Genomic DNA, 22,985 nt, shown 5'->3' with positions numbered 1-22,985 from the left:
CTGAAATTCACCCGAACGGCCCGCGCGAATGTCCGGCCCGCCCCGATGCACCGAGGCTGGACGGCATGCGGCTGCACAGGTTCAAGCTGGTTCCGTACCTGCCGGCGATGGCCTTTCTCGTGACCTGCTCGGCGCCGCAGCACCCGGCGCACGCGCCTTCGGCCGACGTGCACCCGGTGTCGCTGCGGCCGGCCGTGATCCTGCGCGCGGGCTGGCACGCGGACGAGAAGGACGTACGGCCGGGGCTGGTCTACGACCGCTCGGTCAGGGCGGTGTTCGTACACCACACGGACAACCCCAACGACTACGACTGCAAGAAGGACGTCCCCCGCATGCTGGTGGCGCTCGAACAGCGCCACATCGCGCTGGGCTGGGACGACCTCGGCTACAACTTCATCGTCGACCGGTGCGGCGGGATCTACGAGGGGCGGACCGGGAGCGCCGAACGCGACGTGCGGGGAGCGCACAGCGAGGGCTTCAACAACGACACGGTCGGGATAGCGGCGCTCGGCAACTTCGGTGCCGGCCAGAAGGTGCCCGTCCCCATGCTGGAGGCCATCGCCGAGATAGCCGCCTGGAAACTGGACCCGGACGTCAACCCGCTGGGCAAGGTGCGCCTGGTCTCCAGCAACAACAGCAGCAGGTACCCGAAGGGCACCGCCGTGGAGCTGAACGCCATCTCCGGCCACCGCGACGTGTACCAGACCGACTGCCCGGGGCAGGCCCTCTACAACGACCTGCCGTGGGTCCGGCAGGCCGCCGCCCGGCTGCGCGAGGAGGCCGCCCGGGACGGCTAGCGCTGCGGGTCAATCCACCTAGGGGGCCGTGAACAGCGCGGGGAAACCGGGCGCCAGCCAGGGCCGGCGTCCCCAGGCCAGGATCTTGCCCCGGGCGAGCGCGCCCGTGCTGGTGCGCCGGCCGAGCGCGATGAGCAGGAAGGTGACCGGTTCGGCCACGATCGTGCAGTCGGGGCGGCGCGGTACCTCCTCGGTCACGGTCACCGCGCCGTCGGTGAAGTCCACCCCGAACCGGGGCCCGCCGCGCAACCGCAGCTCGTAGCGGGCGTTGTGGCCCGCGGCGGCCCGCGGGTCGACCACCCTGGGCATCGCGGTGGTCACGAACGGCAGTGTCAGGCCGACCCGCTCGCGGTCGATCATGTGCGGCCGGCCCAGGGCCACCGCGATGTCGTAGCCGTGGCCGAGCAGGTGGGTCAGCAGGTAGGAGCCGAGGGTGCCCAGATCCATCGGGCCCAGCGGGGTGACCACCGGCCGGTCGGCCGGCCGCGGCGCGGCGGCGTCGGTGAACGCCTGCGCATGGCGCACGATCCCGTCCGCGAGGACGCCCCCGTCGCGTTCGGTGAAGCCGGCCAGCGACAGCTCGTTGGCCGCCGCCAGGCTCCCCGCGGTCCCGTCGCCGTAGGCCCGCTCCCGGCCCGCGGCGAGGTCCGCCATCAGCTCGCCCGCCAGGACCAGGTGCGCGCCGGCCTCGCCGACCGTCCACCGGGCGCCGGGGATCGGCACGGACGGGTCCGGGGTGGAGCGGAGCAACTGAGCTATCTGCCCGGCGACACCGGCGATCGCCACGGACAGCGGTGATCCCGCGGTGAGGTCGGACGGGGCGGAGTTCATGGTGGTGAAGGGTGACCCATCGGTAGGGCCGCTGTCCAGGGGTGCGCCGGCCGGAACGGGCCGGGAACGGGCGGGCCCCCGCCCGGCGGTGACGCCGGGCGGGGGCCCCTGGTGTGATCCGATGCGATCGGGTCGGGTCAGTCGTCGTTGTCGGACGAGGGGATGAAGGCGCCCGGCACGTCGTCGGGCGTGTAGATCTTCTTCTCACCGGGGTACGGCGTCGTCCAGTTGTGCGTCTCGTACCAGGTGAAGTGGTTCATCTGCTCGGGGTTCGAGTAGTCGGCCACGGCGTTGGGACCGGTCAGCCGCTGGTGCGACTTCCACGTGGCCCACTGCGCCGCGACGTCCTGCTCGGCTGCCGGTGCCTTCTTGGTCGCGGGCACTGCCGCCGCGTTGGGGTCCTGCGGCGCGGGGGTGTCCGGACCGCAGGAGGGCTGCGTGGCCAGGCCGTCGGTGAGCGAGGTCCGGTTGGGGACCGCGGTGAACGGCGTGTCGTTCGGCTTGCTGGTGAACGCCGTGGTCATCGGGGTGGCCGCGGCGTCCTTCTGGTTCATCGGCTGGATCCCGAGGATCTGCTCGATGGTGCGGATCATGGTGATCTGCGTGTAGTAGTGGTTGTCGACCTTGCCGTGCTGGGCGTACGGGCTGATGATCTGGATCGGCGCACGGTGACCGTCGACGTGGTCGAGGCCGGCCTGGGAGTCGTCCTCGGCGATGAAGATCGCCGAGTCCTTCCAGTACTTGCTGTGCGTGATCTCGTCGACCATCCGGCCGACCGCGAGGTCGTTGTCCGCGACCTGGGCGGCGGGGCTCGCGGGACCACCGGTGTGGTCGTTGGAGAGCCAGAACATGTTCAGGTTCGCGGGACCGTTCTTCTCGAAGTCCTGCTTCCAGACCTGTTCCTTGTAGACGTCCGGGACGCTGGTGTCGAAGAGCGGGAAGCCGGGGACCGACACGCTGTTGAGCGACGGGATCGCCGAGCCGGTCTGGATCGGGTAGGCGCTCGGGTCCCCGGTCGCGGCCATGTTCTTGCCGTCGCAGTACAGGTTCTGCCAGGTCGCGCCGGCCGGCTTGCTCTCCAGCGACTGGAACTCGCCGTAGTCCTTGACGGTGTTCCCGGCCGCCTCGGCACCGGTCCACAGGAAACCGGACTTCTGGTGGCCCAGGGCGTCGTTCTCGGTGTCGTAGCTGCGCAGGTACTCGCCGGCCGAGGACTCGGTGTACTCCGGGTCGTCGGACTGCATCAGCCAGTTGTGGCCCTCGGCGGAGTTTGTGCCGATGTCGTACGTGTTGTCGTACAGCCCGAACTGCGAGGCCAGCGCGTGCTGGTTCGGCGTCACGTTCTCGCCGAACTGTGCCAGCGCCGGGTCGCCGTTGCCCTGCGGCATGTCGCCGAAGAGCTGGTCGTAGGTGCGGTTCTCCTTGACGATCAGGAAGACGTGCTTGATCGTTGACGGGTCGCCGATACGCGCCGGGACCGGGACGGCCTTCGCCTTCTTGCCCTTGGCCTCCTTCACGTCGTTGTTGGTCCAGCCGTTCTGCTGGAAGACCTTGCCGGTGTACGACTTGATGACCTTGTCGCTGGGCAGCGTGAAGTGCTGCACGCTCGACGTGGTGTCGTGGGTGCCGTGCCCGGCGGCGGTGGTGGGCCGCAGCGCGTCGATACCGCGGGTGTTGGAGACGACCACCTGCTTGCCGACGGTGGCGATCTCGGCGGGGAAGTAGTCGGTGGGGAGCAGGCCGACGTAGCTCACCGGCTCCTGCGCGTTCGAGTACCGGTAGACGGCGACCGCGTTGGCACGGCCGAGCGTCACCAGCAGCCGACCGTCGCCGGTGAGGGTTATCGCGTTGGGCTCGTAGCCCACCGACGCCTCCGGCCACGGCTGGGTGGAGATGGTCTGCACGACCTTGTCGCGCGCGCTGTCGATGACCGACACGCTGTTGCTGGCGGTGTTGGTGACGAACACCGTGCCCTTGCTCGCGTACACCGCGGTCGGGTGCAGACCGACGTTGATGCTCGCCGGGGTGGCGGCCGGATTCGCCAGGTTGATGACGCTGACCGTGCCGGAGGTGGTGGCGCCGGTCTGCGGGTTGGCCGGCACCTGGGTGTTGTACGAGTTCATCGTGGTGTCGCCGGCCTGCGCCGGGCGGCCGCCCTCGTTGCTCACGTAGAGCTTGCTGCCGACCATGACCATGCCGCGCGGGGCATTGCCCACCGACCAGCTCTGCTCGATGGCCCCGGTGGCCGCGTTGAGCGCGACCACCCGGTTCTGGCCGTTGACCGCGGAGTACACGGTGGAGCCGTCGGCCGAGAAGACCGCGGCGCCCACCAGCGCGTGCTTGGCCCCGTCCGCCGGGATCTTGATGTCGACGGGGTTGGCAAGGCTGCCGTCGGCGTTCACGGTGAACTTCGTGTAGCCGTCGGTCCGTCCCAGCCACAGCTGCGAACCGTCGGGGGAGTAGGTGGGGCCCTCCTGGCCCACGTCGTTGCCGCTGATCTGCAGGCTCGCAGCCGACGACTTGCCGACCAGCTGCTGGACCTTCCAGGTCTTCAGGTCCACGATGTCCAGCGCCGCGTCACCGTCGGTGACGGCGGCGGCGAGGTGGGTGCCGTCCGGGCTCACCGACGACGACATGATCTTGCCGTCGTTGATGACCGTGTGGCTGCCGTAGGGGTCGATGTACTGGTCGCTGGAGATGACCTGGCCGTGGTCCGTGCTCTGGCCCACCTGCTGGGTCCCGAACTGCTGCGTCGAGGCGACCGCGGTGCCGGTGACGCCGAGGACGACGGTGATGCACGCCGACACCAGAGCGGTCCGGCGGCCCACGCGTCTGCCGAGCAGGGTGATCTGCGCCCTCTCGGTGGTTCGACGCTGCCGAGTGACCTGCATGGAATTATCCCTTCGAGGAGGATTCGAGCAGCACGACGTTGCCGTCGAACTGCCACAACGGGTTGGGTGCGTCGCCCTGCTGGGTGTGCACCAGGAAGTAGCCGTTCACTTCCTTCGGTCCGTCGCCGTCGGCGACGTACCGCCCGTCCGATGTGACGTCGAGTTGGTAGATGGCCGTCCCCGTGACCTGGACGCCGGGGAGATGCCATGACACGACGCAGCGCCAGTCGTTGCCCGCCCCTTGCTGCGCGACCTGGCCGTCGCTCTTGGTGCACGCCGCCGAGGTCCGCAACTGGGCCTCGGTGACGGCGGGGCGGTTGAGCTCCTTGGTCTGCATCCGGTAGAGGTGGCCGAAGGCCGTCGCCACCGAACGCTGGATCTTGGGTTGGGTGATGCCGGAACCCGTCGACGGGGTCGCCGCGGCGACGATCCCGAACGTGGCGGCCAGCAGCGCGACCAGCGGCACGAGGCCCAGGGTGATCGCGCGGCGCTCGGCACCGTCGTGGGTCAGGTTGGTGAAGTCGCGCCGGACGAAGACCAGATAGGCCAGCACGGTCGCGACCACGGCCCAGACCAGGCTGACCGCGACCGCTGTCAGCAGCGGTTCGAGCTGCCCCGGGTTGGTGAACAGGCCGTTCCAGGAGATGAAGGCGTACCCGGGCAGGGCCAGCCGCAGGGCCACCGGCAGCGGCAGCAACTGGGCGAGCTGCATCGCGAGCGCGACGATCGCGGGCAGCAGCAGCCCCATCGGGGACTTGCCGAGCGACACCGACCCGAGCAGGCCGATCGCCGCGAGCGCGAGGGTCGGGGCCAGCGCGCAGAGCCAGGCGAGGAAGACGTTCCCGGCGGCGTCCGACGGCGACAGCAGGTGCCCGTCGAGGCCGACCAGCGGCTGGTTGCCGATCGCCGCGAGCCCGCCGACCACGCTGGAGACGACCAGGCCCACCACCAGTGCCAGCAGCACCGTCAGGCTGGCCAGCGCCTTCGCCGCGAAGATCCGGCGGGGCGAGCGGACGGCCACCAGCAGGTGGCGCCAGGTGCCGAGCCGGTCCTCGGCGGCGAACACGTCGCCGGCGACCAGCGAGGTCAGCAGCGGCAGCGCCCAGCTGCCCGCGAAGCCGAGCACCACCAGCGGCCCCGCCCACCCGGTGGCGTGCATCCAGCGGCCGAAGAGGGTGTCGGAGGGAAGCGTGCTCTGCTGGCTCACCGCAGCGACGAACAGCCCCGGAACGATCCAGCAGACCGCGACCAGCAGCCGGATCCGCCACTGCGAGACGAGCTTGACCACTTCGAAGCGGTAGCCGCGGGCGATCGACACGGGGTGGAACACGGCAACGTTGTCGTCGGCTGCCGCCGCGGTGTCGGCCTCGGTGGCGTGGGCGGTCATCGGCCGGCCTCCTGCTGTTCGGTGAGGGCGAGGAACGCGGCCTCGAGCGGTGACACCACGGGGGCGAGCTCGCGCACCGCGATGCCGGCGTGCACGAGCGCCACCACCAGCTCGTCGAGGGCGGGTGTCCTCGCCCGGATGACGAGCGTCCCGGCGCCCTGCCGCGACGCCGCGTCGTCGTCGACGGCGATCCCGGCGGTGCCGGCGGCGAGTTCGCGGGCGGCCGGCGGATCGGAGGTGACCAGCCGGTAGTCCAGGTCCCGGTTCTCGGCGGCGAGCTTGCCGAGCGGTCCGGAGAACACCACCCGGCCGGTGGCGAGGATGGTCACGTCCGAGCACAGCACCGTGAGGTCGTCCATGCGGTGGCTGGAGAGCACGACCGCGGTGCCCTCCGCCGCCAGCCGGGTGAGGACCCCGTGCACGTGGTTCTTCCCGGCCGGGTCCAGGCCGTTGGACGGCTCGTCGAGCACGAGCAGCCGCGGCCTGGTGAGCAGGGCGGCGGCCAGGCCCAGCCGCTGGCGCATGCCCAGCGAGAAGCCGCGGACCCGCTCGTCGGCGACGTCGGTGAGCCCGACCTGGTCGAGCGCGTCCTCGATCGCCATCGTCCGCGCGTCGCGACCGCGCAGGGCGGCCAGCGCCGCGAGGTTCTGCCGGGCGCTGAGAGAGGGGTAGAGGCCGGGACCGTCGACGAAGCCGGCGACGCCGTCGGGGGCGGCGAGCGCCCGGCCGACCTGCGTGCCGAGGATGTCGAGGCGGCCCTCGTCGGCGACGGCCAGGCCCAGCAGCAGGCCCAGCAGGGTGGTCTTGCCGGCGCCGTTCGGTCCTACCAGGCCGTGGATCTGACCCTGCGCCACATCCAGATCGACGCCGTCGAGCGCGACGACGTCGGCGAAGCACTTGGTGATCCCACGAGCCCGGACTGCGAGGAGATTGTCCATAGTCCCTTCTTCCCAAACCCCAAGGAAGTTAAGGGACGGCGCACAGCATCGGCAGGAACCTCAAGTTGAACGCTCGGGGAACGCGGGACGACCGACGCCCCCCGCTGCGATGCCCCGCCGGTGGACGAGAGCATGTCGACCAGGCTTCACCTGCGGGATCAGTTCCGGCCGTCTGCGGTTGACGTCGACGGCGCCGCAGGCAGGCTCACTTGACGGCGCGTTGGATCTGCCACCACACGATTCCCGCGACGGCGGTGGCGGCCACGGCGAGCGCGGCGCGCGGCAGCACCTTCCCGTCCGGGGCGTTCGTACGCTGCGCGTACGCGGCGCCGCGGGACTGCCAGCTGAGCACCGAGCCGTTCGACTGGCCGGACAGCAGCGAGCCGAACGACTGGAACGACCCGAACGACAGCGCGGACATGGACGACCCGAGCGAGCCGAAGGACCCGAAGGACGCCACCGACCCGATGGACAGGGCCGAGCCGGCCGAGCCGACGGACAGCACCGACTCCGTGGACGCGACGGACAGCAGCGAGTTGTGCGAACCGATCGACCAGCGTGAGGACATGGCATCCATTGTGTCCGCCCGGTCCCGGTCCGGCGGGCGATCCCGCCGGCGGCGTGCCGCGCGCACGCGCCGTCGGCCCACCCGCGCGCGCTCATGCGCCGTCGGCCCACCCACCCGCGCTCAGGTGGCCTCGTCACCGTGGTCGGCGTGGCCGCGCAGCCGCGCCAGGCTGCCGTGCACCGCCTCGGAATGGGTGACGACGTGCACGTCGATGTCGTCCCCCGACCCCTCGATGACGGTCTCGCCGATGCCGCGGCTGAACAGCCGCTTCAGCGGGCTGCGGCGGCTGGCGCCGATCAGGATCTGGCTGGCGTTCACCTCCCGGGCGAAGGCGAGGATGGCCGTCGCGGGATGGTCGCCGGAGATCGCGTGGTAGCTGCCGCCGAGTTCCTCCACCAGCGCCCGCTGGCGCTCCAGCAGCGGCGCGGGGGCGGCCCTGGCCGCGTCGTCGGGATCGACGTGGACGGCGAGGATCTCGCCGCCCGCCCCGCGCGAGGCGGTGCGCTTCCCGCGCCGGATCAGGGTGTCGCCCTCGGGGCCGCCGGACAGCGCGACCAGGACGCGCTCGCGGGTGGACCAGGGCTCCTTGATGCCGTGGTCGACGCGGTAGCGCTGCAGCGCCTCCTCGACCCGGTCGGCCGCCCACAGCAGGGCGATCTCCCGCAGCGCGGAGAGGTTGCCGGCCCGGAAGTAGTGCGCCAGCGCCGCCTCGATCTTGTCCGGCGGGTAGATGTTGCCGTGCGTCATCCGGCGGCGCAGCGCCTCCGCCGACATGTCCACCAGCTCGATCTGCTCGGCCCGGCGGACCACGTCGTCGGGGACGGTCTCGCGCTGCCGGACCCCGGTGATCGTGTGGACGACGTCGTTGAGCGACTCCAGGTGCTGGACGTTGACGGTGGAGACCACGTCGATGCCGGCGTCCAGCAGTTCCTCGATGTCCTGCCAGCGCTTCGCGTGCCGGCTGCCGGGGATGTTGGTGTGCGCGAGCTCGTCGACCAGGGCCACCCGCGGGTGCCGGGCCAGGACCGCGTCCAGGTCCATCTCGGCAAACGTGCAGGAGCGGTACGTCAGGGTGCTGCGCGGCACCTGTTCCAGGCCCTCCGCCATCCTCCGGGTCAGCGGCCGGTCGTAGTCCTCGGCGAAGGCGACGACGACGTCGGTGCCCCGGTCGGCCCGGCGGTGGCCCTCGGCGAGCATGGCGTAGGTCTTGCCCACGCCGGGCGCCGCCCCGAGGTAGACCCGCAGCTCGCCGCGCGCCATGGCCGCTCCTTCCGGGCGGGCCGGGCCGGGAGCCCGGTCCGGCGTCGGGACGAGGTCCCCGGCCGGTCTCCAGCAGGTCCGGAGGCCGTCGTCCCCACCCCTCCATCATCGTCGACCCCGGGCCCTCCGCACGAATCGGCGGGGCGCCCGCCGCCCGCGCCGGCACCCGTGCGGGTCCCGCCGCCGCGGGGGTGTCAGGACGGCGTCAAAACGCCTTCTCGGGGTGTTAGGGGCGCGTCAATACCCGCGCCGGCCGGCGGAGTCGGGGCCGACGCTCGTGGCGTACGGGGGGACGGGCGGGCCGTCCGATCGAGTGCGGCTGGAGGCGCCCGGATGGCCGGGACCGTGGTGACCGGAACGCCGGCCGGCGGCGGAGCCGTCGGTCCCGCCGAGCCGCCGGAGCACCCGGCGGAGAGCGGGCAGGGCCCGTCCGGCGGGCCGCCGCCGCCCGCGCGGGGCGCCGCGGCGGAGTCCCTGCCGCCCTCGGCGGACCGCTGGGCCCGGCTGCGCGCCCGTACCCGGCGCCACACCCCGGTACGGCTGCGGCTGCTGCGGGCGACGGTGGTGGCGCTCGCCGCCGCCCTGGGCACGCTGCTGCTACTCGCCGGGCTGTCCGCGTCCGGCGTCTGGAACGGCATCGACCACCGGGCCGCCCCCCGGGTCACCGGCGCGGACGACCTGTACTTCGCGCTCAACGACATGGACGCCCAGGCCGCGAACCTGCTGCTGTCCAGCGGTGGCCGCGGCGGTCTGACCCCGATGCCGGCCCAGCACTCCGCGGCCCAGCGGCTCTACACCGCCGCGCGGCACACCATCAGCACCGACCTGCAGACGCTGGCCGCCGCGGCGCAGGGCGACCCCCGGGCCACCGCCACCGTCGTCCGCTTCGACGACGACTTCGCCCGCTACCAGGAACTCGTCGGCCGGGCGCTGGAGAACGACCTTCACCCCCAGGAGAAGGCGAACGCCCTCACCGACTACCGCACCGCCACCGACCTGCTGCGCCAGTCCCTGCTGCCCGCCGCCGAGCGGCTCGGCCAGACCAACGACGGCGCGTTCGAGGACACCTACCGCAGCGCCCGCTCCGGGATCGACGCCCGGACGGTGGCCCTGCTGGTGCTCGGCGGCGCCCTGATCGCGGCGCTGCTCGCCACCCAACTCGTGCTGGCCCGGCGGTTCCGGCGGCTGCTGAACCCCGCGCTGGCCGCCGCCACCGCCTGCGCGGTGGCCGCGTGCGCGCTGGGCTGGTCGGTCCTGGCCGGCCAGTCGCACGACCTGACGGTGGCCCGCCGGGACGCCTTCGACTCGGTGGTCGCCCTGTCCCAGGCCCGCGCGATGTCGTACGACGCGAACGCCGACGAGAGCCGCTATCTCCTCGACCCGGGCCGGCGCGGCGCCTACGAGCAGGCCTTCGAGGACACCTCGCAGCGGCTGCTCACCCTGCCGCAGGCCACCCTGGGCTCCTACGACGCGCGGCTGGCCGCGGCGCTGGACGCGTACCGCGCCGACCACGCGGACCTGCGCTTCACCGGGTACTTCGGCGACGAGTTCCGCAACATCACCTTCCCCGGGGAGCGCGCCGCCGCCGAGGCGACCGTGCAGGCGTACGCCCGGTACGAGCGGGACGACCGCACCTTCCGGACGCTGGTCCGGCAGGGGCAGGCGCAGCAGGCCGTCGAGTTCTGCATCGGCTACGACCAGGGCGCCTCCAACTACGAGTTCGCCCGGTACGACGCCGACCTGGAGAAGCTGATCGGGATCAACCACGCCGCCTACGCCCGCGCGGTGTCGGACGGCCGCGGATCGCTGACCGGCCGCCTTCCGGGCGCCGGCGCGGCGTTGCTGGTCGCCGCCGCGCTCACCGTGCTCGGACTGCGGCCCAGGCTGGCGGAGTTCAGGTAGTCCGGCCGGGCCGGGCACGGGCTCCGGTCCGGCCCGGGGGCATGCCCCGAAGGCGGCTTTTCTCCGTCCTGACGGCATTCACCCCATCGGCCGTGAGGCGTGGAGCCGTGCCCGAACGGATCGCCACTAGCGTCGGATCGCACAACGCGCAGGCGGCACGCGGCCCGGCCGGTCGCCGAACGAGTCGAGTGAGGTGTACCGCGGCGATGGACGACCTTGCCTTCATCGGCCTCTCCATCCTGGTGTTCGTCGTGCTGGGGCTGATCTCCAAAGGAGTCGGCCGGTTGTGAGCGCGGACGACGTCCTCGGCCTGGTGGTCTCCGCGATCCTCGTCGTCTACCTGGTGGTCTGCCTGATCTTCCCCGAGAGGTTCTGAGGTGAACGACACCCTCGGCGGATGGCTGGAGATCCTGGCCCTGGTCGTCGTCGTCGCCCTGTCGTTCCGCCCGCTGGGCGACTACCTCGCGCACGTGCTGACCTCACCGCGGCACTGGCGGGTGGAGCGCCTGGTGTACCGGGCGGGCGGCATGGACCCGGACGCCGACCAGCGCTGGACCGGCTACCTGCGCGCCGTGCTCGCCTTCTCGCTGATCTCGGTGCTGTTCCTCTACGGCTTCCTGCGGCTGCAGAACCACCTGCTGCTCGCCCTGGGCACGCCCCGGATGAAGGCGAGCCAGGCGTTCGACACGGCCGCGTCGTTCGTGACGAACACGAACTGGCAGTCGTACGCGGGGGAGTCGGCGCTCGGCTACTTCGTGCAGATGACCGGGCTGGCGGTGCAGAACTTCCTGTCGGCCGCGGTCGGGATCGCCGTCGTCGCCGCGCTGATCCGCGGCTTCACCCGCACGAGGACCGAACGGGTGGGCAACTTCTGGGTGGACCTGACCCGGGTGGTGCTCCGGGTGCTGCTGCCGATGGCGTTCGTCTTCGCGATCGTGCTGGTGGCGGCGGGGGTCGTGCAGAACCTGCACGGCGTCCAGGACGTCCCGGCCCTCGCCGGCGGCCACCAGAGCATCACCGGCGGGCCGGTCGCCTCGCAGGAGGCCATCAAGGAACTGGGCACCAACGGCGGCGGGTTCTACAACGCCAACTCGGCCCACCCGTTCGAGAACCCGACCGCCTTCACCAACCTGATCGAGATCTACCTGCTGCTGGTCATCTCCTTCTCCCTGCCGCGCACCTTCGGGGTGATGGCCGGCGACCGGCGGCAGAGCTACGCGATCGTCGCGGTGATGGTGCTGATCTGGGCCGCGTCCGTCGCGCTGATCACGGCCAACGAGCTGCACAGCGTGAGCAGCACCGCCGGGCACGACGCCGGCGGGATGATGGAGGGCAAGGAACAGCGGTTCGGCATCTGGGCCTCGGCGCTGTTCGCGGCGTCCACCACGCTCACCTCGACCGGAGCCGTCAACTCCGCCCACGACTCGTACACGCCCGGCGGCGGCGGGATGACGATCTTCAACATGATGCTGGGCGAGATCGCGCCCGGCGGCACCGGATCGGGGCTCTACGGCATCCTCGTGCTCGCCGTCGTCACGGTCTTCGTGGCCGGCCTGATGGTCGGCCGCACCCCGGAGTACCTGGGCAAGAAGCTGCGCAGCCGGGAGATGAAGTTCGCCTCGCTGTACATCCTCACCACCCCCGCGGTCGTGCTGATCGGGACGGGCATCGCGATGGCGCTGCCCGGCGAGCGGGCGGCCATGCTCAACACCGGCCCGCACGGCTTCTCCGAGGTGCTGTACGCCTTCACCTCCGCCGCGAACAACAACGGCTCGGCCTTCGCCGGCCTGTCCGTCAACACGACCTGGTACAACACCGTGCTCGGCCTGGCCATGCTGCTCGGCCGCTTCCTGCCGATGATCTTCGTGCTCGCGCTGGCCGGCTCCCTCGCCGCCCAGCAGCCGGTGCCGGTCACCGCGGGCACCCTGCCCACGCACCGGCCGCAGTTCGTCGGCCTGCTCACGGCGGTGGTCCTCATCGTCGTCGGGCTCACCTACTTCCCCGCGCTCGCACTCGGGCCGCTCGCGGAAGGGCTGCACTGATGGCCGTCACCGGCGGACCGGCGCCCCTCCCGGCCGGCGGCGATCCCGGCACCGACCAGCACCGCGTCGCCGGGGGCCTGCTCGACCCGAGGCTGCTGCTGCGGTCGGCCCCGGACGCGCTGCGCAAGCTCGATCCGCGGGTGATGTACCGCAACCCGGTCATGTTCGTGGTGGAGGCCGGCGCCGTCCTGACCACCGTGTCCGCGATCAAGGACCCGAGCGTGTTCGCCTGGGTGATCACCGCCTGGCTGTACCTGACCGTGGTCTTCGCCAACCTCGCCGAGGCCGTCGCGGAGGGGCGGGGCAAGGCGCAGGCCGAGACCCTGCGCCGGGCCAAGACCGCCACCACCGCGCGGCGGCTGACCGGCTGGCACCCGGGGGCGGAGGCCGCGGCGGAGGAGGAGGTACAGGCCACCGCCCTGGGGTTGGGCGACCACGTGGTGGTCGAGGCCGGGCAGGTGATCCCGGGGGACGGGGACGTCGTCGAGGGGATCGCGAGCGTCGACGAGTCGGCGATCACCGGCGAGTCGGCGCCGGTGATCCGGGAGTCCGGCGGTGACCGTTCCGCGGTGACCGGGGGCACGCAGGTCCTGTCGGACCGGATCGTCGTGCGGATCACCTCCAAGCCCGGTGAGACCTTCATCGACCGGATGATCGCCCTGGTCGAGGGCGCCTCCCGGCAGAAGACGCCGAACGAGATCGCGCTGAACATCCTGCTGGCGTCGCTGACGATCGTCTTCCTGATCGCCGTGGTGACCCTCCAGCCCTTCGCGATCTTCGCGGGGGCGGGGCAGACGCTCGTCGTCCTGGCCGCGCTGACCGTCGCGCTGATCCCGACAACGATCGGGGCGCTGCTGTCCGCGATCGGCATCGCGGGCATGGACCGGCTGGTGCAGCGCAACGTGCTCGCGGTGTCCGGCCGCGCCGTGGAGGCGGCGGGCGACGTCAACACGCTGCTGCTGGACAAGACCGGCACCATCACCCTGGGCAACCGGCAGGCCGCCGAGTTCCTCCCGGCCCAGGGCGTGGGGATCGAGGAACTCGCCGACGCCGCCCAGCTGTCGTCGCTGGCCGACGAGACGCCGGAGGGCCGCTCCATCGTGGTCCTGGCCAAGGAGCGGCACGCGCTGCGCGCGCGCACGGAGGGCGAACTCGCGCACGCCACCTTCGTCCCCTTCACCGCCCAGAGCCGGATGAGCGGCGTGGACCTCGACGATCCGCAGGACAACCGGGCGCTGCGCAAGGGCGCCGCCGCGTCGGTGATGCGCTGGGTGCGCGAGGCCGGCGGGCACACCGCACCGGATGTCGGCGGGATCGTCGACGGCATCTCCGCGAGCGGCGGCACCCCGCTGGTCGTCGGGGAGGTGCTCCGGCACGACGGCTCGGGGTCGGCCCGGGTGCTCGGGGTGATCCACCTCAAGGACGTCGTCAAGGCGGGGATGCGCGACCGCTTCGACGAGCTGCGCCGGATGGGCATCCGCACGGTGATGATCACCGGCGACAACCCGCTGACGGCCAGGGCGATCGCGGACGAGGCCGGCGTGGACGACTTCCTCGCCGAGGCCACGCCCGAGGACAAGATGGCCCTGATCCGGCGGGAGCAGGAGGGCGGGAAGCTGGTCGCGATGACCGGCGACGGCACCAACGACGCCCCCGCGCTGGCCCAGGCCGACGTCGGCGTGGCGATGAACACCGGCACCTCGGCCGCCAAGGAGGCCGGGAACATGGTGGACCTCGACTCCAACCCGACCAAGCTGATCGAGATCGTCGAGATCGGCAAGCAACTCCTCATCACCCGCGGCGCGCTGACCACTTTCTCGATCGCCAACGACGTCGCGAAGTACTTCGCGATCATCCCCGCGATGTTCGCCGGCGTGTACCCGGGCCTGCGCCACCTCAACATCATGGGCCTGCACAGCCCGACCTCGGCGATCACCTCCGCGATCGTCTTCAACGCGCTGATCATCATCGCGCTGATCCCGCTGGCCCTGCGCGGCGTGCGCTACCGGCCCTCGTCGGCGGCGGCGCTGCTCAACCGCAACATCTGGGTGTACGGCCTCGGCGGCCTCGTCGCGCCCTTCGCCGGCATCAAACTCATCGACCTCGTCGTGCAGTTCATCCCCGGCCTGCGCTGACACCCCGGCGGACCGCGACCCCACCGAGAGAGAGGCGATCCCATGGCCCCGCGCCCCGGCCCCCTGGTCCGGCAGTACCTGGCGGCGCTGCGGCTGCTGCTGGTGCTCAGCGTCATCACCGGCGTCGTCTACCCGCTGGCGGTCACCGGCATCGCCCAGGCCGCGTTCACCCACAGTGCCGACGGTTCGCTGATCAGCGTCGACGGCAGGAAGGTGGCCTCCAGCCGGCTCGGGCAGAACTTCGACCTGCCGCTCCAGAAGGGCCGGACAACCCCGTCGCCGGACCCGAAGTGGTTCCAGCCGCGGCCCTCCGCGGGCGGCTACGACCCGCTGGCCTCGGGCGCGTCCAACCTGGGCCCCAACAACGGCGTCCTGATCGACTCGGTCGGGCAGCGGCGGGCCGCCGTCGCCGCGTTCGACGGCGTCGCGCCCCGGACGGTGCCCGTCGACGCCCTCACGGCCAGCGGCTCCGGACTCGACCCCGACATCTCCCCGGCCTACGCGCGCGAGCAGGTCGCGCGCGTCGCCAGGGCCCGCGGGCTGGCGCCGGCCGCCGTGCGCCGCCTGGTCGACAGCCACGTCCAGGGGCGCGCGCTCGGCTTCCTGGGCGAGCCGCACGTCAACGTCGTGCGGCTCAACCGCGCCCTGTCCACGATGCGCTGAGGCGGCACCGGGGGCGCGGCCCGCGCGGTGCCGGCGCGGGCCGGCCCGCTCAGCCGACCGCGCGCCGGCGGGAGGCGAGGTCGGCGACGTGCCGGGCCGGGCGCTTGAGGGGGCGCTCGCCGAGGATGCGGGTGGTGCGGTCCAGGTCGCGCATCAGCTCCGACGGCGGGACGGCGAGCACCGGGCAGCGGGCGTGCGCCAGGCAGTACCGGCTGACCCCGCCGTGCAGCAGCCGCCGGAACGCGCCCTGCCGGCCCGTCCCGACCACCAGCAGGTCGTCCGGCCGGTCCGCGAGCACGGTCAGGGCGGCCCCCGGTTCGCCGCGGGCCGTGGCCAGCTGGACCCGCACACCCTCGGGGCACCCGCCGAAGGCGTCGAGGAACGCCTGCTGGAGCCGGGCGGCGGCGGCGCTCTCGCACTCCCGCAGCAGCGGCGGGCACGGGTACCTGCGGTAGGCCACCTCCCCGCCCACTGGTGTCCAGGCCAGCACCGCGGTGAGCTCGGCGTCACGCCGCCGGGCCTCGTCCACCGCGCGGTGCAGCGCGGCCAGTCCGCGCAGCGAACCGCTGATTCCGAGGATCACTCGGCCGCCTTCTGCCACGGTGCCCGCTCCTTTCCGTGCCGCCACCGGCCCCGCCGGGCGCCACGTCGTTCACCCGCCGCGCCCGCGCGCTGCCGTACGTCCCCAGGGAAGCGCTGTCGCGGCAGGTGGGACGCCCTCCCTTACGCGATCCGTACGCGCGGCGCCCTCCGTCTGACGCGGCCTTGACGCGCGGGCCGCGCACCGCCCACGCATCCGCCGGGTGCCGGTCGGGATCAGCCGGGGGCCGCCGTCCCGGTTGGCGAGGCATTGTCATGGACATGCATTACGGGATCCGTTTCCCGGTCCCGTTCCCCCCTCCCGAGAGGATCGCATCAGCGTGAGAAGTCCGAAGTCCGCGGCGACCGTCCTCGCCGCCACCGTCGCCCTGGTCCTGGGCTGCGGCCTGGGCACCGCCGCCGCCAGTCCCGCGCATCCCGCCCGCGCCGCGGCGAGCCCCCGGGCGGCCGCGGCCGCGTGCAGTTCCGCCGCCTCCGCCGCCTCGGGCGGCGCCGTCCACGGGTCGCTGTCCCCGGCCGAGGTGAAGAGCCGGCTCTCCACCCTCACCGCGCAGCGCCGCGCGCAGTACGGCATCGCGGCCAAGGGCCCGCTCGGCACGGCCGGGGTGAACCCCGCGCTGCGGCCGCTGACCGACATCCACCCGTCGCAGGGCACCGCCTTCCTGTCGCAGTCGGGCGCGGACGGGTCCTGCGCCACCCAGTCGGTCTCCACCCGGTTCACGGTCCACAACGGCGACACCACCATCTACACCCCGACCATGTACCCGCCCGGCGGCTCCTGCGTCGAACTGGTCACGGTCTACACGACATCGGGACGTTCCGTCTCCGCCTGGGACTGGTGCGGGAGCGTCAGCTTCGCGGCCTCGGTGACCGTCGACAGCTCCTTCCTGGCCACCTACACCAACGGCTCCGGCGCCTATACCGGGCGGGTGATCAAGACCGACTCCGCCACGAACACCTGGGCCGCGGCCCTCTACGACTACGCGACCGGCCGGTGGGACACCCTGTTCACCCAGTCCGGCACCAACCAGTCCGGTCGCACCGACGGCTGGGACATCGAGGAGCTCTACTCCTCGGTCGGCACCTCGGGCCAGGCCCATTCGTGCGACGACATGGCCGGCCTGACCTTCGAGTCCAGCGGGATATCGGTGCGCAAGAGCGGTGTCTGGTCCGCCGCGTCCTCGGCGAACTCCGACTCCCACTACGACACGGGGAACAGCTCCTTCTCCTGTCCTGGCCGCTCGTTCCAGATGGTCAGCGCCTACGACCACTGGAAGGACGTGGGGTGACGGTGATCGGCGGCTGACCGCTGATCACCACGGCCGGGGCCGCGGGCACCGCCTTCAACTCCGCGACGGGCCGGCACGTTTACTCCTTCGGCCACAGCGGATCCGACGCCGGGGGCACCCGGTGCCGGGCAACGAGGCGCTGGCCGTGCACCAGCAGGACGGCGCGGCCCGACCCGACCGGGCGCGGGCGCGGTCGGGCCCACCAACTCCTCGGGCCTGCTGGTCGAGGTGCCGGAGGGGATCGGGCACCCCGGGCAGCAGACGGTGCCCGAGCCGTGACGTGCCGGCCGCCCGCGCCGGGTCCGCGTGTGGCGCGGGCCCGGGGGCGCGGGCGGCCGGGGGAGCGGTCCGTGCGGGCCGCTCAGCTCTGGGTGTAGGTGTAGTGCGGGGAGTCGTACTGCGGGCCGCTCTTCTCGTAGGTGAACCAGTAGGTCAGCACCGAGCCGGCGGTCAGGGAACCGACGGTCTGCGTCCAGGTCCCGCCGTTGTCGGCCATCCGGAAGTTCTGCTGGCCGGCGCCGTTGACCAGGTAGTGCACGTCGACGTAGGCGGCGGCGGTGGTCGGCGTGAAGCTGATCAGGGCGTGGCTCGCGTCGACCCGGGTGGCGTTCTCGGTGAAGTCGGGAGTGGTGGTGCCGCCGCCCGTGGTGCCGCCGGTGGCGGTGCCTCCCGTGGTGGTTCCGCCGGTCGTGGTGCCTCCGGTCGTCGTCCCGCCGGTGGTGCCGCTGCTCCCGCTGCCGGTCTGGTAGACCGCGAACCAGTCCACGCTCATGCCCGCGCCGGAGGTGATGTCCGCCGAGGGCGAGGTGCAGCCGCAGACCTTGTTGGGGTACGAACCGCCGATCGCCACGTCGAAGATGGCGAAGAAGCCGTGGTCGACCGCCGCCTGCCAGGTGGCCGTGGAGACCTCGTTCTCGTTGACGGTGTAGGTCAGGGCGCCGTCGAGGTAGAACCGCAGCTGCTCCGCCGCGGTGTTGGTGCGGTCCACGATCACCGAGTAGGTGTGGTAGCCGGTCTGGCAGCCGGCGCAGGCCTGGAGCCCGCTGCTGATGCCGTCCGGGTCATGGCACTCCCCGGCCCAGACCCCGCAGTGGAAGGTGGTGGAGTGCTGGCTGAGCGCGTTGACGTCCTCCATGATGTCCATCTCGCCGATGCCCGGCCAGTTGGTCGCCCCGACCGGCCGCGCGGCCGCGCCCATCGCCCAGAACGCCGGCCAGTAGCCGAGCCCGCTCTGCGGGTTGGGCTGCTGGAGGGAGGCGCTGATCTCCAACTGCCCGCCCGCGGGGGCGGCGAAGTCGGTGCGCTGGGTCTCGATCCGGCCCGAGGTCCACTGCCCGGCCGCGTTCCTGACCGGCTTGATCACGAGGTGGCCCGCGCCGTCCTGGTAGACGTTCGTGGTCGAGTCGGTGGCCGTCTCCAGCTCGCCGGTGCCCCAGTTCCCGGCCGCGCCGGGGTAGTTGTAGCCGGTGCCGGTGTCGTAGAGCCAGTTGGAGCGGTCGAGGCCGGTGCCCGAGGCCCCGTTGAAGTCGTCGCTGAACACGGTGGTCCAGCCGGTGGGGGGTGCGGGTGCGGCCACCGCGGCCGAACCGCCGGAGACCGTCAGCGCCAGCGCGCCGGCGAGCAGCAGGAGGAGGGAGCTGAGGACGGCGAGCGGCCCGCGGGGGCCGCGGCGCCCGCGGGAGCGGCGGTCGGGTGCGGTTCCGGACGGCAGCGTGCGTTTCACGGGATGCTGACCTTTCTGCCGGTGCGACAGGGCCGCGGTGAGCCCGGACCCGGCGCGGAGACCGGAAGGCGCGCACCGGGGTGGGGGGCCGGTCTCCTTCCGCGCCGAGTTCTGAGAGCGCTCTCACCCGCGGGTCGAAGTGAAGTGTCAGCGTCGGACAGGTTCACGTCAAGGTGCCCGACGCGACCGGATTCCCGGGCGGGGGAGGGGCGTTGGACGCGCCCTACCCCGGGGGCGAGCCGAGGCGGTCGAAGGCGCCGGTGAGGCCGCGCTTCAAGGAGCGGGCGAGGGGGCGCTCCACCAGCTGGTGCACGCCGTAGCTGAGCAGCAGCGCCGCCGCCAGCACCGAGACGACCAGGACGCGCGGGTCGGCCCGGTCGTGCAGGTAGTGGATCGCCGTGGTCCCGGCGGCGTAGTGGATCAGATAGAAGGGGTAGGTCAGGGAGCCGGCGGTGGCGAGCCACTTCCATTGCAACCGGTCGGTCCAGCCGACCGCGACCCCGACCATGACCAGCAGGAAGAGGGTGAAGAGGATCATCGCCCCGCGCCAGCTGGAGACCCCCTCGTGGACGATGCGCCGCCCCAGCTCGTCGGACGCCATCACCCAGGACATCGCGAGGATGCCCCAGAGCAGCAGGTCCGGCCCGAAGCGGTGCATCAGGTACAGCGCGAGGCCGGCGATGAAGTACCAGGTCGAGTCGCGGTCGGCGAGCAACTGCAGGGCGGGGAAGCCGGACACCGGGGCGAGCGCGGCCAGGGTGCCCCACACGCAGCAGAAGACGACGACCTTGCGGTACGTCAGGCCGGTGGCGACCACCACCAGGAAGACCAGGTAGAAGCGCAGTTCGGACCAGAGCGTCCAGTAGACGCTGTCCACGCTGCCGATCTTGGCACCCGACTGGAGCATCGAGAGGTTGAAGACCATCTGCCGGATCGACGGCCGCGGCCACACCGCGGGGAGCGCGGTCAGGACCGCGGTGGTGAACACCACCCCGAACCAGTACGCGGGGTAGAGCCGGATCACCCGGGAGACGAAGAAGTCCCTCGGCCGGCGGTCCCAGCAGGACATGCAGATCACGAACCCGCTGATGACGAAGAAGATCTCGACGCCCACCCAGCCGTAGGCGGCGAGCCGGAAGACGGTCGGCATCATGTGGGACGCGCGCTGGTCCCAGATCGGGTTGTGCGGCTTGTCCACGCGGTAGGTACCGACGTAGTGGTGCACCGCGACCATCAGCGCGGCGGTCAGCCGCAGGGCGTCGATGGCGTACAGCCGCGGGCGCTCGCGTCCCCGCCGCCGGCCGGCGCCGGCGGAGGCCGTGGCGGAGGTGGCGGCCGTGGGAGATGGCGCGGGGGCCGGTGCGGGGACCGCTTCCGGCAGCGCCTCCGGTCCCGGTCCGCCGCCGGATACCGGTCCGGTCCGGTCGACCGGGAGGGTTCCGTTTCCGGACCCCGGGCCGGTCCCGCCGGCCCGCTCCGTTCCGCCGGGCGCTGCCGCGTGACGCTGCGGCCGGCTCTGCGCGCCGGTCCCCGTGTGGCTCATCTGTCGCCCCTGCCTGCGCTGGTGGCCTGCCTTTTTGTCGCCGCGAGCGCGCGGTTCCACGCGCGGTGCGGGTGATCCCGAAGAGAGCTTCACGCTACGTGAGGCGTACGCCCGAAAAGATGACAAAAGGTGTCAATCAAACCTGTGAAGCGGAGAGTTGACGGCCCGCTCGCCTGCCCGACCGGAGAAGTTCGCCGCGCCGCCACCTGATCCCCCTCGGGGGAGCGCGGTCATCGGCGGTGTCGTCAACGGGGCGTCAAGACCTCCGGTACCGCCGACAGGGGGTCGTCAAAAGGGGCCCTGAGCTGGGAGGTTCGTAGCAGGCTGGTTCACCGGAGGGGCGGAGGGACCGCCCGGCCCCGCGGATCGGAGGCTCCCCGGGTGGCCGGGCCCGCGGCGAGCGGCACGTCCCGGCCGCCCGCGGCGGGTGCGGGTCCAGGGCCCCGAGGGTCCGGGCCTGCCCGCCGCACCGCCGTGTCCTTCCCCGCGGCGGTCCGGCCCCGCGGCGCGGTGGACCGTACGGAGCGGGACGCGTCCCTGACACGCGTCCGCTTCCGGTCCGCCGCGCCTCTTCGGTCCGGCCCGCGGCCCGGCCGTGAACGGCCCGTCCCGCCCGCCCCGCCGGGGTCCGGAGCGGCGCCCTCACTCCCGGCCGGCGGCCGGCCGCACTCACCGTCCGCCGAGCGCCGACTCCTCGCGGTCCAGGTCGTTCTGCAGGCGGCGGCGGGTGGTGTCGCTGATCCGGTGGTCGTCGTACAGGCGGCGCAGCTCGGTGTTCTGCAGGGCGATGATCTCCAGCCGCAGGTCCCGGTAGGTGGCGTCGGTCGAGGCGGTCCGCGGGTCGCCGGCCCCGTCGTCGAGCCGGGCGGTCAGGTGGTGCTGCATGCGGTGGAGCACGATCTCCGGGAGGGTCTCCAGGCCGGTGAGGTGGTCGAGGTGGGTCAGCGCTGCGCGGGTGAGCGCGTCGCGTGCCGTGGCCTCCTCCTGCGCGGTGTGCTCCGGCTCCAGCGCGATCCCGCTGCGGTTCACCAGCGGGGCGAGGGTCAGCCCCTGGACGACCAGGGTGAGCACCACCACCGCCGTGGTGAGGACCAGGACCAGCTCGCGCCCCGGCAGCGCCCGGCCCGCGGTGGCGGTGAGCGGGATGGACAGCGCGGCGGCCAGCGGCATCACGCCGCGGGTGCCGGCCCAGGTCACCACCGCCGCGACCCGCCAGGACGGCCGGTGGCCGGCGGGCCCGCCCGCCGCGGGCAGCAGCAGCATCCACAGCACGCGGATGCCGAGCAGCGCGACCGCGATCGCCAGCGCCTGCAGGGGCCACCACCCGGTGCCGTCGGGCAGGTCGCGCACCAGCGTGGGCAGTTCGAGGCCGATGATGCTGAACACCACGCTCTCCAGCAGGAACACCACCACGGCGTAGACCGCCTGCACCTGGAGCCGGATGCGCGCGTCGCTGAGCCGGTGCCCGGAACGGCCGAGCAGCACGCCCGCCACGACCACCGCGGTGACCCCCGAGGTGCGGGCCGACTCGGCGAGCACGTAGGCGGCGTACGGCGTGACCAGCGCGATCACCGTGTCCAGTACGGGGTCCGTGGTCCGCCGCCTGATCAGCGCCACCAGCCAGGCCAGCAGCGCGCCGACCACCGTGCCGCCCCCGGCCAGCAGTACGAACTCGCCGCCGGCCAGGGGCCAGTGCACCGTCGTCGAGGCGACCGCCACGCCGACGGCCACCTTGAACAGCACCAGCGAGGTCGCGTCGTTGAACAGGCTCTCGGCCTGCACCAGCACCTGGACCCGGCCGGGCAGCGACAGCCGCCGTCCCAGCGCGGTCACCGCCACCGGGTCGGTGCTCGCCAGCACCGCGCCGAGCACGAAGGCCATCGACGGGGGGAGCGGGGTGAGGGCGACCGCCAGGGCGCCCACGGCGGCGGCGGAGGCCAGGACCAGCCCGAAGGCGAGGACGGTCACCGGCCGCCACACCAACCGCAGGTCGCGCAGGGACAGTTCCTCGGCCGAGGCGTACAGCAGGGGCGGCAGCACCACCAAGGCGATGGTGTCCGGTGCGATGTGGAGTGCGGGCGTGCCCGGTATGAGCGCCACACCCAGGCCGGCGATCACCAGCAGCGACGGTGCGGGGATCCGCCAGCGGCGGGCGAAGGTGGCGACGGCGGTGGCCAGGACCACCAGGAAGAGGATCGATCCCACCGCTCGCATGAACTGTTCTCCCGATCGCTACAGCGGGGTCGCTGTCACCTCCTGTGACAGCCGACTCCCTGTGCCGACCAGACTTCCCGGCTCACCGCGAGCAGTTTATCGGGTTCTTGACGCGGGTCGACGGGTGGCCGCACCGGCGACGCGTTGCTGACGGGGACCGGGGTCGCGCGCCGGTGGCGGCAACGTGCCTGGCGGGAGCGCG

General features: G+C 72.6%; 17 protein-coding genes. 7 read left to right on the top strand and 10 right to left on the bottom strand.

Annotated features, from left to right (window positions below; genetic code table 11):
- Positions 1–65: 65 nt before the first annotated feature.
- The gene (locus tag C4U44_RS27865; RefSeq protein ID WP_103888800.1) at positions 66–797 is read left to right on the top strand and encodes an N-acetylmuramoyl-L-alanine amidase; all 732 of its coding nucleotides are present in this window, start codon (positions 66–68) and stop codon (positions 795–797) included.
- A gap of 18 nt (positions 798–815) precedes the next feature.
- Here the strand turns inward: C4U44_RS27865 and C4U44_RS27860 are convergent, their stop codons facing one another.
- The 6 genes from C4U44_RS27860 to C4U44_RS27835 all read right to left on the bottom strand — a co-directional run bounded on the left by C4U44_RS27860 (position 816) and on the right by C4U44_RS27835 (position 8,672).
- Positions 816–1,628 carry a maleylpyruvate isomerase family mycothiol-dependent enzyme gene (locus C4U44_RS27860; protein WP_103888799.1) on the bottom strand — a complete coding sequence of 271 codons (813 nt, stop codon included), beginning with the start codon at positions 1,626–1,628 and terminating at the stop codon, positions 816–818.
- A 137-nt stretch (positions 1,629–1,765) separates the two neighbouring features.
- Positions 1,766–4,519 carry an alkaline phosphatase family protein gene (locus tag C4U44_RS27855; protein ID WP_103888798.1) on the bottom strand — a complete coding sequence of 918 codons (2,754 nt, stop codon included), beginning with the start codon at positions 4,517–4,519 and terminating at the stop codon, positions 1,766–1,768.
- Positions 4,520–4,523: 4 nt separating this feature from the next.
- Complete coding sequence (locus C4U44_RS27850; protein WP_235032396.1) at positions 4,524–5,906, bottom strand: ABC transporter permease; 1,383 nt, start codon at positions 5,904–5,906, stop codon at positions 4,524–4,526.
- Positions 5,903–6,844, bottom strand: a complete 942-nt coding sequence (locus C4U44_RS27845; RefSeq protein WP_103888797.1) for an ABC transporter ATP-binding protein — start codon at positions 6,842–6,844, stop codon at positions 5,903–5,905. The genes C4U44_RS27850 and C4U44_RS27845 overlap by 4 nt, the downstream gene beginning before the upstream one ends.
- 205 nt (positions 6,845–7,049) lie before the next feature.
- The gene (locus C4U44_RS27840) at positions 7,050–7,412 is read right to left on the bottom strand and encodes a hypothetical protein (RefSeq protein ID WP_235032395.1); all 363 of its coding nucleotides are present in this window, start codon (positions 7,410–7,412) and stop codon (positions 7,050–7,052) included.
- A 120-nt stretch (positions 7,413–7,532) separates the two neighbouring features.
- Positions 7,533–8,672: a universal stress protein gene (locus C4U44_RS27835; RefSeq protein ID WP_103888796.1), complete on the bottom strand. Its 1,140-nt coding sequence runs from the start codon at positions 8,670–8,672 to the stop codon at positions 7,533–7,535.
- A gap of 333 nt (positions 8,673–9,005) precedes the next feature.
- On the opposite strand from C4U44_RS27835, the gene C4U44_RS27830 reads away from it, so the two are divergent.
- The 5 genes from C4U44_RS27830 (at position 9,006) to kdpC (ending at position 15,414) form a co-directional block, all read left to right on the top strand.
- Entirely contained in the window at positions 9,006–10,574 is a 1,569-nt protein-coding gene (locus C4U44_RS27830; protein ID WP_103888795.1) for a hypothetical protein, read from the top strand.
- 286 nt (positions 10,575–10,860) lie between these two features.
- Positions 10,861–10,950 (top strand): K(+)-transporting ATPase subunit F, encoded by a 90-nt coding sequence (gene kdpF / locus C4U44_RS27825; RefSeq protein WP_103888794.1) that lies wholly within the window; start codon positions 10,861–10,863, stop codon positions 10,948–10,950.
- Between the two features lies 1 nt (position 10,951).
- Positions 10,952–12,616, top strand: a complete 1,665-nt coding sequence (gene kdpA, locus C4U44_RS27820) for a potassium-transporting ATPase subunit KdpA (RefSeq protein WP_103888793.1) — start codon at positions 10,952–10,954, stop codon at positions 12,614–12,616.
- Positions 12,616–14,751: a potassium-transporting ATPase subunit KdpB gene (kdpB, locus tag C4U44_RS27815; protein ID WP_103888792.1), complete on the top strand. Its 2,136-nt coding sequence runs from the start codon at positions 12,616–12,618 to the stop codon at positions 14,749–14,751. The genes kdpA and kdpB overlap by 1 nt, the downstream gene beginning before the upstream one ends.
- Positions 14,752–14,793: 42 nt before the next feature.
- Complete coding sequence (gene kdpC, locus C4U44_RS27810) at positions 14,794–15,414, top strand: potassium-transporting ATPase subunit KdpC (RefSeq protein WP_103888791.1); 621 nt, start codon at positions 14,794–14,796, stop codon at positions 15,412–15,414.
- Between the two features lie 49 nt (positions 15,415–15,463).
- Here kdpC and C4U44_RS27805 read toward each other — a convergent pair whose 3' ends face one another.
- The gene (locus C4U44_RS27805; RefSeq protein WP_103888790.1) at positions 15,464–16,015 is read right to left on the bottom strand and encodes a universal stress protein; all 552 of its coding nucleotides are present in this window, start codon (positions 16,013–16,015) and stop codon (positions 15,464–15,466) included.
- Between the two features lie 319 nt (positions 16,016–16,334).
- Here C4U44_RS27805 and C4U44_RS27800 point away from each other — a divergent pair, with 319 nt between their 5' ends.
- Positions 16,335–17,303 carry a hypothetical protein gene (locus tag C4U44_RS27800; protein WP_103888789.1) on the top strand — a complete coding sequence of 323 codons (969 nt, stop codon included), beginning with the start codon at positions 16,335–16,337 and terminating at the stop codon, positions 17,301–17,303.
- 361 nt (positions 17,304–17,664) lie between these two features.
- Here C4U44_RS27800 and C4U44_RS27795 read toward each other — a convergent pair whose 3' ends face one another.
- The 3 genes from C4U44_RS27795 to C4U44_RS27785 form a co-directional block, all read right to left on the bottom strand.
- Complete coding sequence (locus C4U44_RS27795) at positions 17,665–19,026, bottom strand: glycoside hydrolase family 16 protein (RefSeq protein ID WP_235032394.1); 1,362 nt, start codon at positions 19,024–19,026, stop codon at positions 17,665–17,667.
- 223 nt (positions 19,027–19,249) lie between these two features.
- Entirely contained in the window at positions 19,250–20,569 is a 1,320-nt protein-coding gene (locus C4U44_RS27790; protein ID WP_103888788.1) for an acyltransferase family protein, read from the bottom strand.
- Positions 20,570–21,238: 669 nt separating this feature from the next.
- Positions 21,239–22,783 carry a Na+/H+ antiporter gene (locus C4U44_RS27785; RefSeq protein WP_103888787.1) on the bottom strand — a complete coding sequence of 515 codons (1,545 nt, stop codon included), beginning with the start codon at positions 22,781–22,783 and terminating at the stop codon, positions 21,239–21,241.
- Positions 22,784–22,985: the final 202 nt, after the last annotated feature.

Source organism: Actinacidiphila yanglinensis, from assembly GCF_900107965.1.
In the GTDB taxonomy this organism is placed as follows: Bacteria; Actinomycetota; Actinomycetes; order Streptomycetales; family Streptomycetaceae; genus Actinacidiphila; species Actinacidiphila yanglinensis.
This window is presented reverse-complemented; position numbering and strand designations above follow the sequence as displayed.

Coding starts and splice junctions, on each gene's coding strand:
- C4U44_RS27860 (WP_103888799.1), bottom strand. CDS start 1,628: ATGAACTCCGCCCCGTCCGACCTCACCGCGGGATCACCGCTGTCCGTG.
- C4U44_RS27850 (WP_235032396.1), bottom strand. CDS start 5,906: ATGACCGCCCACGCCACCGAGGCCGACACCGCGGCGGCAGCCGACGAC.
- C4U44_RS27790 (WP_103888788.1), bottom strand. CDS start 20,569: ATGAGCCACACGGGGACCGGCGCGCAGAGCCGGCCGCAGCGTCACGCG.
- C4U44_RS27785 (WP_103888787.1), bottom strand. CDS start 22,783: ATGCGAGCGGTGGGATCGATCCTCTTCCTGGTGGTCCTGGCCACCGCC.
- C4U44_RS27865 (WP_103888800.1), top strand. CDS start 66: ATGCGGCTGCACAGGTTCAAGCTGGTTCCGTACCTGCCGGCGATGGCC.
- C4U44_RS27840 (WP_235032395.1), bottom strand. CDS start 7,412: ATGTCCTCACGCTGGTCGATCGGTTCGCACAACTCGCTGCTGTCCGTC.
- C4U44_RS27845 (WP_103888797.1), bottom strand. CDS start 6,844: ATGGACAATCTCCTCGCAGTCCGGGCTCGTGGGATCACCAAGTGCTTC.
- C4U44_RS27830 (WP_103888795.1), top strand. CDS start 9,006: ATGGCCGGGACCGTGGTGACCGGAACGCCGGCCGGCGGCGGAGCCGTC.
- kdpC (WP_103888791.1), top strand. CDS start 14,794: ATGGCCCCGCGCCCCGGCCCCCTGGTCCGGCAGTACCTGGCGGCGCTG.
- kdpB (WP_103888792.1), top strand. CDS start 12,616: ATGGCCGTCACCGGCGGACCGGCGCCCCTCCCGGCCGGCGGCGATCCC.
- C4U44_RS27835 (WP_103888796.1), bottom strand. CDS start 8,672: ATGGCGCGCGGCGAGCTGCGGGTCTACCTCGGGGCGGCGCCCGGCGTG.
- C4U44_RS27855 (WP_103888798.1), bottom strand. CDS start 4,519: ATGCAGGTCACTCGGCAGCGTCGAACCACCGAGAGGGCGCAGATCACC.